Source organism: Burkholderia sp. ABCPW 111 (assembly GCF_000773065.1).
In the GTDB taxonomy this organism is placed as follows: domain Bacteria; phylum Pseudomonadota; class Gammaproteobacteria; order Burkholderiales; family Burkholderiaceae; genus Burkholderia; species Burkholderia savannae.
Map to the genome: position 1 here is coordinate 54633 of NZ_JPWT01000069.1, position 12070 is coordinate 66702.

Genomic DNA, 12070 nt, shown 5'->3' on the forward strand with positions numbered 1-12070 from the left:
AACGGATTCGCGCCGCCGCGAATTCCCTTGATTCATTCTAGGGGTGGGGCATGCGTGCCGGTGGCGATATCTGTTCCGAACACCTGCGCCATTTCGTCGCCAATTTCATGAATCGAATCAGACTGACTCATCTTCAAGGAATGGTTGCATTCGTGCATGCAGTCGGCGCGGGCAGCTTCACGGCCGCCGCGGCGCGCATGGGGCTGTCCAAGTCGGCCGTCGGCAAGAACGTGGCGCGGCTCGAGGCGCGTCTCGGCGTGCGGCTGCTCGAGCGTACGACGCGCGCACTGACGCCGACGACTGAGGGACGCCTGTACTACGAAAGTTGCTTGCGGATTCTCGACGAACTCGGGCATGTCGAATCGGTGCTCGCGCAGCGGCGTCATGAGGTCGCGGGGCCGCTGCGCATCAGTCTGCCGACGTCGTTCGGACGGCGCTGGGTGCTGCCCGTTCTGTTCGGGCTGGCCCGTAGACATCCGCTGCTACAGCTCGACGTATCGTTGACCGATCGATTCGTCGATCTGGTCGATGAGGGAATCGACGTCGTCGTGCGTCTCGGCGAGCTGCGCGACAGCGCGAATCTGGTTTGTCGGCGGCTCGGCGTTCAGCGATCCGTGCTGTGCGCGTCGCCGGCATATGTCGCCACGCGAGGGCGGCCGAGGACGATCGACGAGCTCGAAGCGCACGATTGCATTGTGTTCGCCCGCGACGGGGCGACGATTCCATGGGTGTTTTCCGATGCGTGCAACGGGGCTGTAACGGCGCGAGTGCGTGCGAAGCATACGATCGGGCAGGGCGACGCATTGCGCGATGCGACGCTGGCGGGCGCGGGGCTCGCGTATTTGCCGACGTGGCTCGTCGCCGACGATGTGCATGCGGGCAAGCTCGAAATCGTGCTGTCGGAATTCACCGGGGGCGAGATGCCGATTCATGCGCTTTGGCTCGCGGCGCGCAAACTGTCGCCGAAGGTGCGGGCGGTGATCGACGAGTTGATCGAGTATTTCACGCCGGTTCCGCCTTGGGACAATCGTCCACGCATTACTCTGCCGTGAGTCGACTGCATGCGTCACGGGTATCATCGTGCCTGTGCGTCGCCCGTCGCGGCATTCTTCCGTTTTTCCCCGGTCAATCGATGTCCCAGTCTGCAACGCTCTCCGAGGTTCTTACTCTTGCCGAAGTACAGTCGCTTGCCGACACGAAGACCTTTGCGCGCGGCAAAGCCTATTTCCACGAGGGCGTGGTTTCCCGTCTCGAGGAGCGTGGCGGCGCCGTTCACGCCACTGTACGTGGCACGCATCGTTACCGGGTTGAACTCGGCGTCGATGACGATGGCGAACTCGCTTATGACTGTACCTGTCCGGTGGGAGACGATGGCGTTTTCTGCAAGCACGCTGTCGCTGTTGCGCTCGCCTGGCTCGAGAATTCCGGTGGAGAGGTGTTTCATGCCGAAGAGGCGGCTCCCGGCAAGCCACGCAAGAAGCGGAAGACCTACGAGGAAGTGATTCGCGAATACGTCGCGACGCTCGACAAAAATGAGCTTCAGGAATTGTTGCTCGAAGCCATCGAACGCGACCTGTCGTTTCGTGACAAGCTGCTGTTTGCCGCGCGTGCGACGGGGGCCTCCGACTTGCCCGGCATGAAGGCCGCCGTCAGGCAGGCGACACGCCTTTCCCGGCCACTGGACTGGCGGGAGGCTAGCGCATACGGCGATGGCCTGATGTCGCTGGCCGACATGCTGCGCCGGAGGCTTCACGGACCTCACGCGGCACAGGTAGTCGAGCTATCCGAACTGGCGATTGCGGGCGCCGAAACAAGCCTCGAACAGATTGACGACTCCGGTGGCGACGTGATGCCGGCGATTCTCGAACTGGCGTCTGTGCACCTCGATGCCTGCAAGTTGACTGTCCCCGACCCAGTGAAGCTCGCGGAGCGGCTATTCCGATTTCAGACAGAAGGCAAGTGGGACACCTTTTACAACGTTTTGCCGGCGTATGCGGAGCCACTGGGCAAGAACGGTTTGAGCCGCTACCGCGAGCTCGTCAACGAGGCTTGGGAAGCGCTGCCCGCGCTCGCGCCGGACAAGGAATATCGACGGTCACACGACTCGCCGCGCATGCAGCTCGAACGCGCGATGGGGGCGCTGGCCGAACTCGATGGAGACGTTGATGCGTTGATACGCATTTACTCGAAGGACCTGTCGAGTCCGTACCGCTTTCTGCTGGTGGCGGAGCTTTGTGTCAAGCACGGTCGCCCGGATGAAGGGCTCGCCTGGGCCGAGCGCGGCATCAAGGAGTCCGGCAAGAGCCATGACCAGCGCCTGCTCGACTTCTGTATCGACGCGTATCTGCGTCGCAGCGAATTCGACAAGGCCGATGCGTTCGCGTGGCGCCGCTTCGAAATGCGCCCGACAGCCGAGGCGTTTCCCGCCTTGATGAAGGTTGCCACGGCTACTGGCAGGCATGATGAGACGCGGGAGCGCACTCTTACGCACCTTTGGGCGCTGGTCAGGGAAGAGGAGGCCGCTGCAAAATCGAAGCGCAATGTCTGGCAGCGGTCGACGCGGACCGAACTGGTCAGGATTTTTCTTGCTGGAAAAGAGAACGACGCCGCATGGGAAACGTTTACCGGCGGACCGGTCGTAATGCAGCTATGGCCGGAAATGGCCGCTGTCCGTGGCAAGACACACCCGCACGACGCCATTGCCCTCTATCACAGGCTGCTGCCGGTTGCTGCCGAAAGCGGTACGCGCAACGCCCGATATGACGAGGCGTTTGAAATCGTGCGGGCCATCGGCATGTTGCGGGCGAAGTTGGATGAACGTGCGGAATTCACCCGTGAACTGGAAGAGATTCGGGCAGCATATCGCGCAAAGCGCAACTTCATGAAGCTGCTGGCCAAACTGTCCTGAAGTCGCTCGCAGGTCGTTTCGGGCCGAAGTCGACCGTAACGAACCCATAAGGCGAGACCCCTCGCCACGCATTGCAAGGTCCTCCTGAGAAGGGACGCATCGCAGGAGATATCGCGCTGCATCAGGTGAGACTTTTGGCGTTTAACAGGTGCGGCCGGGCGAAGGTGCGAGGGTAAGCTAAGAAGGTATCGGCGCGGATATAAATCGCCTCTCTATTCTCTTGTGAACGCAGCGCACGGGTGGTAACCGCCGGATAGGCGGCTTAGAAAATACGCAGTCTCGTCTTGACCCTTGTCCCGCTCATCGGACAGCCGGACGTCTCCGTGAAGTCGCTGCGTTCCGTTAGCCGCCGTGCAGGCGGGTTGAACGTAGTAACGAAGAGAGAGCCCGCCTGATGGCGGGCTCTCTCTTTCAATCGCTGTTACGGTCCGTCACTCCTCGCCAAAGTAGTCGAGGTCTATCTTCTTCACGACGTACTGCGTTGTGGCGGCGGCGCACGTGAGCGCACGGGGGCATTGGGCCGGCGAGGTCTCGCGGTATTTCGGGCGGCGGGGGCGCCCTCGCCACTTAGCAGTTAGAACGAAAGCATGACGTTGTGCGCGCTCGCATAGAGGAGGACGATATCGACCTCTCGATGGATTTTGCCGTTACTGCTAGGAAGTGAGGTGACCTTGGCTGCCAGCTCGCGCGCTGCATGGACGACATTCGCGGGACCGTTCGGCGAAGCAAGGTAGTTGCGTGTTTTGCGGCATGCGGCCTCGCTCTTTGTAAGCGCGTTGAAATAGGCAAGAGTGCGCGTCGTGTGGATATCGGGCTTAATGACCTCGAAGCCCGCGTCGACCAGGCCGTGAAACACCGTCGTCTGTCCCCAGCCGATGCCCAAGGTCGAGCACAACGGGGCAATCTCCTGTCGCAAGGCTTTGACATCTGCACACCTTCCGAGGTCTATGCCAATTTTGAACTCGGCAGCACCGGTTTCCTTCGACTGAACCGCACCGGGAATCGTGGAGGCTGGTTGGTTTAAGTTAATGCGGACACGTCAGCGGCATTTCTGAGTTGTCTGTAGTAGTTTGCCTCAGCTTCAGCGGGCGGGATATAGCCGAGCGGTTCCATCAGCCGATGATGGTTGTACCAGGCGACCCATTCCAGCGTTGCCAGTTCGACGGATTCCCTCGTTTTCCAAGGGGCGCGCCGATGAATCAGTTCCGTCTTGTACAGGCCGTTGATCGTTTCGGCCAGCGCATTGTCGTAGCTGTCGCCCCGGCTGCCGACTGAGGGCTCGATGCCGGCCTCAGCCAGCCGTTCGCTGTAGCGAATGCTGACGTATTGAGCCCCCCTGTCGGAATGATGAATCAAAGTCCCGTCCTCGCCCGGTTGGCGGGCGTACAGCGCTTGTTCAAGTGCATCCAGAACAAAGTCCGTGGTCATCGACGAGCTGACCCGCCAGCCAACAATACGGCGGGCGAAGACCTTGCAGATCGGCTCGACCCCGAAGGTGTCGCGATGCTGATCAATGAAGGCCTTCAGGACTTGAAACGGCGGTCGAGCTCCGCCTGAGCGAAAAACGCGCTCGCCAGTTTGAGAATCTCGTTGGTCCGGCGCAGTTCCTTGACCTCGCGCTCCAAGGCTTTGATGCGTTCACGCTCGGCCGTACTCACGCCATCGCGCTCTCCACGGTCGACCTCGTTGCGCTTAACCCAATCCAACAGCGTCTGCGGCGTGCAGCCGATCATCGGCGCAATCGATTCGACTGCCGCCCACATCGATGGGTGCTCGCTACGCTGCTCGCATACCAGGCGCACTGCGCGCTCTCGGACTTCCGGGGAAAACTTGCTTGGCTTCTTGTTCATGGCTCTATTCTCTCAAGAGTTGGAGCCTCCACAAAACTCGGGGCGGTTCAGATTGGCTGCGAAACGTGGAATACCGGACCGAAGCAAGGCGTAGGGAGGATATGCCGCGAAAGTTCGCAGCCAATCACCTACGGTCGGGTAAGGGGCGGCGAACTCAGCGGACTGATGCCGTTTCGAGGTCGCGGCCGGGGACGCCGCGCGGCGAGCGCCCAAAGGGCGGAGCCCTCATTCTGGTCTTTGGTGCCGGGTAGTGCTGTGGGAATACGGTCTATCTGTCGGCTGACGCTTTGTGCAGGCGTGCCCGCCGTTGACACTTCGTTGACAGAGGCCAGAAACGACAAAGGGTTAGCCTAAGCTAACCCTTTGATTTGTTTGGTGGCGAATCAGGGACTCGAACCCCGGACCTGCGGATTATGATTCCGTCGCTCTAACCGACTGAGCTAATTCGCCAACAGGAGGCGAATTATGGAGGGCGAGTTGGGGAGTGTCAAGCCCTTTTTGTCGATTCCCTTAAAAAAGGCCGAAGGCATCGATGCAGGGGCTCCCGCCCAGCCCGATCCGTCGACGAGGCGATCGGCTGGTTGCCCAACTGTCGATCGCCATTCGCCGTCTGCCGGACGCCCCGCTTCCCGCACCTCCCGCGGCGCGCCCCCATCAATCCCGCGCGTAAATATTCGAATCCTTGGTTTCCTTCACGAACAGCAGCCCGATCACGAACGTGACGAGCGCGACGCCGATCGGATACCAGAGCCCGGAATAGATGTCGCCCTTCGCCGCGACGATCGCGAACGCGGTCGCGGGCAGGAAGCCGCCGAACCAGCCGTTGCCGATGTGATACGGCAGCGACATCGACGTATAGCGGATGCGCGTCGGGAACATCTCGACCAGCATCGCCGCGATCGGACCGTACACCATCGTCACGTAGATCACGAGAATCGCGAGAATCACCGTCGTCATCGGCCAGTTGAGCTGCGCCGGATCGGCCTTCGCCGGGTAGCCGGCTGCCTTCAGCGTCGACGCGAGCGTCTTGTCGAAGGTCTTCGCCTTGTCCTTCGCGTCGGCGACCTTGCCGTCGTACGTGTCGATCGCCGTGTCGCCGATCCGTACCTGCGCGAGCGTGCCCGCCGGCGCGGCGACGTTCTCGTAGTTGAGGCCCGCCTTCGCGAGCGCGCTTTTCGCGATGTCGCACGACGTCGTGAACTTCGCGGTGCCCACCGGGTTGAACTGGAACGAGCACTCGCCGGGGTTCGCGATCACCGTGATCGGCGCTTTCTGCGTGGCCGCCTCGAGCGCCGGATTCGCGAAGTGCGTGAGCGCCTTGAAGAGCGGGAAGTAGGTGAGCGCCGCGATCAGGCAGCCGGCGAGGATGATCGGCTTGCGGCCGATCCTGTCCGACAGCGAGCCGAAGAACACGAAGAACGGCGTGCCGATCAGGAGGGCGAGCGCGATCAGGATGTTCGCGCTCGCGCCGTCGACCTTCAGCGTCTGCGTGAGGAAGAAGAGCGCGTAGAACTGGCCCGTGTACCAGACGACCGCCTGGCCGGCCGTCAGCCCGACGAGCGCGAGGATCACGATCTTCAGGTTGTTCCATTGGCCGAACGCTTCGGTCAGCGGCGCCTTCGACGTCTTGCCCTCGGCCTTGATCCGCAGGAACACGGGCGATTCGTTCAGTTGCAGCCGAATCCACACGGACACGGCGAGAAGCAGGATCGACGCGACGAACGGCACACGCCAGCCCCAGTTGCCGAACGCTTCCTCGCCGATCGCGGTGCGCACGCCGAGGATCACGAGAAGCGACAGGAACAGGCCGAGCGTCGCCGTCGTCTGTATCCACGACGTGTAGAAGCCGCGGCGATGCGAGGGCGCGTGCTCGGCGACGTAGGTCGCCGCGCCGCCGTATTCGCCGCCGAGCGCGAGGCCCTGCATCAGCCGCATCGCGATGAAGATCACGGGCGCGGCGATGCCGATCGATGCGTAGCCCGGCAGGAAGCCGACGACGAACGTGGAGATCCCCATGATCACGATCGTGATGAGGAACGTGTGCTTGCGGCCGACGAGGTCGCCGAGGCGTCCGAACACGATCGCGCCGAACGGCCGGACGGCGAAGCCCGCCGCGAAGCCGAGCAGCGTGAAGATGAACGCCGCGGTCGGATTGACGCCTGAAAAGAAGCTCTTGCTGATGTAGGCGGCGAGCGAGCCGGCCAGATAGAAGTCGTACCACTCGAACACGGTGCCGAGCGACGACGCGAAGATCACGCGCTTTTCGTCGCCCGTCATCGGCGTGTGCGCAATTTGTCCGCCAACCGTTGCCATGAATGTCTCCAATTTTGATATAGGGGCGCGCGCCCTCGCGAGAGGGCGGCTCCGAGTCGATTATTGGAGGGCAAACTTACGGCGCACTGACTCGGCGCGTCAAAATCTCGCACCTTCGATTTGTGGTTTATGTCGACCTTCGTCGCTTAAGTGTATTTATTTTTGCCGCAAAAGTCGCGTACGTGCTTTTTTGGCCGTGCGGGCGGCCGGGCCGCTTAGGGTTATTCCGGGGCCGCCGGCCGTAAGCCGAGGCTCACGCGCACGAGCGTGCCGGCGAGGCGCGGCGACGTTTGATACACGTTGTCGTCGATCGTCAGCGTGCCGCCGTGCTGCGCGACGATCTCGCGAACGATCGCGAGGCCGAGCCCGCTGCCGTCGCCTTCGCGGCCGAGGATTCGGTAGAAGCGCTCGACGACGCGCTCGCGCTCGTTCGCCGGAATGCCGGGGCCCGTGTCCTCGACTTCGACATGCACGACGCGGGCCGCGCGATCGGCCCGCACGCGCACGGTGATGCGGCCGCCCGCCGGCGTGTAGCGGATCGCGTTGTCGATCAGGTTGCCGAGCATCTCGCGCAGCATCACCGGGTGGCCGTCGATGCGAAGCGGCCCGGCGGCGGCGTCCGGGCCTTCGTAGCCGAGGTCCATTTGCTTCGCGAGCGCGGCCTGCACCCAGTCGCGCACGGCCTGCCGCGCGAGCGTCGCGATTTCGACGGGCTCGAACGTGAGCCCCGTCGCGCGGTTTTCCGCGCGCGCGAGCGCGAGCAACTGGGTGACGAGCCGCGCCGCCTGCTCGGAGCTCGTCGCGATCTGCTCGAGCGAGCGCGCGACGTCGTCCGGCACTTCGTGGCGCAGCGCGAATTCGGCCTGCGTGCGCAAGCCGGCGAGCGGGGTTTTCATCTGATGCGCGGCGTCGGCGATGAAGCGCTTTTGCAGCGTGATGTTCTGCTCGAGGCGCGCGAGCAGATCGTTGAACGACGTGACGAGCGGCTCGATCTCGGGCGGCGCGCGCTTCGCCTCGACGGGCGACAGGTCGTCCGGGCGCCGGTTGCGGATGTGCGCCTGCAGCGCGGTGAGCGGCGCGAGCCCGCGCGACAGCCCGAACCAGACGAGCAGGATCGCGAGCGGCAGGATCACGAACTGCGGCAGGATCACGCCCTTGATGATGTCGTTCGCGAGCGCGTTGCGCTTGTCGAGCGTCTCGCCGACCTGCACGAGCACGGGCTGCGAGCCCGTCGCGCCCGGCAGCGCGACGGTCGTGTACGCGACGCGCACGTCGTTGCCGCGCAGCATGTCGTCGCGGAACACGACGACGCCGGGCGACGGCCGGTCGTCGTCGCGCGGCAGCGGCAGGTCGGCCTCGCCCGCGACGAGCTCGCCGCGCGTGCCGAGCACCTGGAAGTACAGGCTGTCGACGTTGTCGGCGCGCAGGAAGTCGAGCGTCGCCTGCGGCAGTTTCAGTTCGGCGACGCCGTTGACCGGCGTGATCTGCCGCGCGAGCACGTACGCGTCGGTTTCGAGCGCGCGGTCGAACGGGCCGTTCGCGATCGTTTTCGCGACGAGATAAGTGACGGCGATGCTCATCGGCCAGAGCAGGAGGAGCGGCGCGAGCATCCAGTCGAGAATCTCGCCGAACAGCGAGCGCGGGCGGGGGCCTTCGGCGGCATCGGTTTCGTCTGGCGGCGCGAACGGGTTCTCGTAGCGCGCGTCGCGCGCGGCGTCCGCATCGGATGCCGCATCGGCCGGGCCGCGCGCGGCGTGAGGGGAACGGACCGGCGTGGCCATCGGCCGCTCGCTCGCGGGTGGGCTCAGCGCAGCGACGGGCTCGCGGCGGAGGCGGCCGGCTGCGGCGCGGCTGCGGCCGGCGCGTCGTTCGCCGCGGGCGCGGCTTTCTCGAGGCAGTAGCCGAGGCCGCGCACGGTGGTGATGCGCACGCCGCTCGGCTCGATCTTCTTGCGCAGCCGGTGGACGTAGACTTCGATCGCGTTGTTGCTGACTTCCTCGCCCCATTCGCACAAGTGATCGACGAGCTGCTCTTTCGACACGAGCCGGCCGATCCGCTGCAGCAGCACCTCGAGCAGCCCGAGTTCGCGCGCGGACAGCTCGAGCACGCGGTCGTTCGCATAGGCGATCCGGCCGACCTGGTCGAACGACAGCGAGCCGTGCCGCACGACGGTCGGCCCGCCGCCCGCGCCGCGCCGCGTCAGCGCGCGCACGCGCGCTTCGAGCTCGTTGAGGGCGAACGGTTTCGCCATGTAGTCGTCGGCGCCGAGATCGAGCCCCTTCACGCGCTCGTCGACGCTGTCGGCGGCCGTCAGGATCAGCACGGGAAGGTTCGAATTGCGCGCGCGCAGGCGCCGCAGCACGTCGAGGCCGGACATTTTGGGCAGGCCGAGATCGAGGATCAGCAGGTCGAACGCCTGCATCGACAGGGCCGTGTCGGCCTCGACGCCGTTCCTCACGTGATCGACGGCATAGCCCGATTGGCGGAGTGACCGGGTGAGACCGTCCGCGAGTATGCTGTCGTCTTCGGCGATGAGAATTCGCATGATGCGCAACCGATTGCTGCTCCGCGGCGATGGCGCTGCGCGCGGCTGTCTCCGAAATATGGGCGATGCCTGCCCGCAACGCGGGCTTGCATAAACCACTGTTTTTTTATACAGTATCTGCATCGCGCACCTAACGGCTTGCTGGCCGTGTCGAAGCCGGTGCGTTTGTATCAGACGCTGCTCATCATAGCAAAGGACGATTCATGGAAGAAAGCAAGAAAGGCTCCGGGCTGACTGCCGAAAAGAGCAAGGCGCTTGCCGCCGCGCTCGCGCAGATCGAGAAGCAGTTCGGCAAAGGGTCGATCATGCGGCTCGGCGACGGCGAGGCGGTCGAGGATATCCAGGTGGTGTCCACGGGGTCGCTCGGCCTCGACATCGCGCTCGGCGTCGGCGGCCTGCCGCGCGGCCGTGTGGTCGAAATCTACGGGCCGGAATCGTCCGGCAAGACGACGCTCACGCTGCAGGTGATCGCCGAGCTGCAGAAGCTGGGCGGCACCGCGGCGTTCATCGATGCGGAACACGCGCTCGACGTTCAGTACGCATCGAAGCTCGGCGTGAACGTGCCGGAGCTGCTGATCTCGCAGCCGGACACCGGCGAGCAGGCGCTGGAAATCACCGACGCGCTGGTGCGCTCGGGCTCGATCGACATGATCGTCATCGACTCGGTCGCGGCGCTCGTGCCGAAGGCCGAAATCGAAGGCGAGATGGGCGATTCGCTGCCGGGCCTGCAGGCTCGCCTGATGTCGCAGGCGCTGCGCAAGCTGACGGGCACGATCAAGCGGACGAACTGCCTCGTGATCTTCATCAACCAGATCCGGATGAAGATCGGCGTGATGTTCGGCAACCCGGAAACCACGACGGGCGGCAACGCGCTGAAGTTCTATTCGTCGGTGCGCCTCGACATCCGCCGGATCGGCTCGATCAAGAAGAACGACGAGGTGATCGGCAACGAAACGCGCGTGAAGGTCGTCAAGAACAAGGTGTCGCCGCCGTTCCGCGAAGCGATCTTCGACATCCTGTACGGCGAAGGCATTTCGCGTCAGGGCGAGATCATCGATCTCGGCGTGCAGGCGAAGATCGTCGACAAGGCGGGCGCGTGGTACAGCTATAACGGCGAGAAGATCGGCCAGGGTAAGGATAACGCGCGCGAATTCCTGCGCGAGAATCCGGAAATCGCGCGTGAGATCGAGAATCGCATTCGCGAATCGCTCGGCGTCGCCGCGATGCCGCAGGGTGCCAATTCCGAAGCCGAGATCATGGACGAAGAGGAGTAATGCGCAAGAACCGGGAGGGCGCGGATTCGCGGCAGGCAGGGCACGGTGCGCGGACGGTGTCCGCCGACGAGCCCCGCGTCGAACGCGAAGCGCGCACGACGGTTTCGAGCGAAGGGCGGCCGGTCGGCCGCCCGGCAGCGAGGGCATCCGATGATGCCCTCGTTTCGTTTGGGCGAACGGTTGCGCTGGAATCGGACGATTCCTTCGATCCGTACGAATCGTTCGATGCTCACGACGCTGCGCGGCGGCGTTCGTCGGCAAGCGTCGTCGGTGCGAACGACGATGTGTCCGGCGGCGGTCGGGCAGGCGGCTTGCGTACCGAAGGCCGCTCGCGGGCGTCGTCAGCGTTTTCGTCCGTGAAGGAGCGGGGGGAGACGGCGGGCGACGTCTATACGCGAACGAGTCAGGCCGGGCCCCGGTCGCGTCGGCGCGCGCCGCCTTTTCATTCCGATTCGTCCGCGCCCGCGTCCGGGGGCGCCGAGCGCTCGCCGGCATCGCAGCGTCCCGCGCGCACGCTCAAAGGGCGCGCGATTGCCTATTTGTCGCGTCGCGAATACAGCCGCGCGGAGCTTGCACGCAAGCTCGCGCCGCACGCCGAAGAAAGTGACGATATCGAGTCGTTGCTCGATGCGCTCGAGCGGGAAAACTGGCTGTCCGACTCGCGGTTCGCCGAAAGCCTCGTGCATCGGCGCGCGTCGCGCGTCGGTTCGGCGCGCATCGTCGGCGAGTTGAAGCGTCATGCGGTCGGCGACGCGCTCGTCGAGGCCGTCGGCACTCGATTGCGCGAGAGTGAATTCGAGCGCGCTCAGTCGGTTTGGCGCAAGAAGTTCGGCACTGTGCCGCAAACACCTGCCGAGCGCGCGAAGCAGGCGCGCTTTCTTGCGATGCGCGGTTTTTCGAGCGCGACGATCGCCAAGTTACTGAAAGGCGACGTCGACGAATTCGGCGGCGATTGAACGCAACGAGCCGGTTGCGCCGGTGCGCTTTCGCTGATTCGCTTTCTCCAGCTTGCGTCGGACGGCAGGGCACGATGCAAGAATTTGCACGAATGCCTTGCAACGGCCCCGTGAGCCGCTACGCTGACTAATCGACCATCGACCATCGACCATCGACCATCGACCATCGACCATCGACCATCGACCATCGACCATCGACCATCGACCATCGACCATCGACCATC

At 64.1% G+C, this 12070-nt stretch carries 9 protein-coding genes, 1 tRNA gene, 1 pseudogene and 1 other annotated feature; of the genes and pseudogenes, 4 read left to right on the top strand and 7 right to left on the bottom strand.

The genetic code is table 11. The features are described 5' to 3' along the window. Positions 1-107 precede the first annotated feature (107 nt). Positions 108-1052, top strand: a complete 945-nt coding sequence (locus X946_RS15460; protein ID WP_038748966.1) for a LysR family transcriptional regulator — start codon at positions 108-110, stop codon at positions 1050-1052. A gap of 80 nt (positions 1053-1132) precedes the next feature. Then, complete coding sequence (locus tag X946_RS15465) at positions 1133-2908, top strand: SWIM zinc finger family protein (protein WP_038748925.1); 1776 nt, start codon at positions 1133-1135, stop codon at positions 2906-2908. A gap of 574 nt (positions 2909-3482) precedes the next feature. Here the strand turns inward: X946_RS15465 and X946_RS15470 are convergent. The 6 genes and pseudogenes from X946_RS15470 to X946_RS15500 form a co-directional block, all read right to left on the bottom strand. After that, complete coding sequence (locus X946_RS15470; RefSeq protein ID WP_152611722.1) at positions 3483-3803, bottom strand: hypothetical protein; 321 nt, start codon at positions 3801-3803, stop codon at positions 3483-3485. Positions 3804-3928: 125 nt separating this feature from the next. Further along, positions 3929-4758: pseudogene (locus X946_RS31325) on the bottom strand (IS3 family transposase). Then, positions 4368-4477, bottom strand: a sequence feature (AL1L pseudoknot). Its footprint overlaps the pseudogene before it by 110 nt. A gap of 373 nt (positions 4759-5131) precedes the next feature. Beyond that, positions 5132-5208 (bottom strand) — tRNA-Met (locus X946_RS15485). Between the two features lie 204 nt (positions 5209-5412). Next, a complete protein-coding gene (locus X946_RS15490; protein ID WP_038748933.1) occupies positions 5413-7071 on the bottom strand; it encodes an MFS transporter in 1659 nt (552 codons plus the stop codon). A 221-nt stretch (positions 7072-7292) separates the two neighbouring features. Beyond that, positions 7293-8852 carry a sensor histidine kinase N-terminal domain-containing protein gene (locus X946_RS15495; protein ID WP_038748934.1) on the bottom strand — a complete coding sequence of 520 codons (1560 nt, stop codon included), beginning with the start codon at positions 8850-8852 and terminating at the stop codon, positions 7293-7295. Between the two features lie 23 nt (positions 8853-8875). After that, entirely contained in the window at positions 8876-9616 is a 741-nt protein-coding gene (locus tag X946_RS15500) for a response regulator transcription factor (RefSeq protein WP_038748972.1), read from the bottom strand. 203 nt (positions 9617-9819) lie between these two features. Between X946_RS15500 and recA the strand changes: the two genes are divergently transcribed. Then, a complete protein-coding gene (gene recA, locus X946_RS15505; protein WP_038748937.1) occupies positions 9820-10890 on the top strand; it encodes a recombinase RecA in 1071 nt (356 codons plus the stop codon). Next, on the top strand, positions 10890-11846 hold the full coding sequence (gene recX / locus X946_RS15510) for a recombination regulator RecX (RefSeq protein WP_038748940.1): 957 nt from the start codon (positions 10890-10892) through the stop codon (positions 11844-11846). Before recA ends, recX begins: the two co-directional genes overlap by 1 nt. A gap of 127 nt (positions 11847-11973) precedes the next feature. Here the strand turns inward: recX and X946_RS36865 are convergent, their stop codons facing one another. Beyond that, positions 11974-12069, bottom strand: a complete 96-nt coding sequence (locus tag X946_RS36865; RefSeq protein WP_081989612.1) for a YXWGXW repeat-containing protein — start codon at positions 12067-12069, stop codon at positions 11974-11976. Position 12070: the final 1 nt, after the last annotated feature.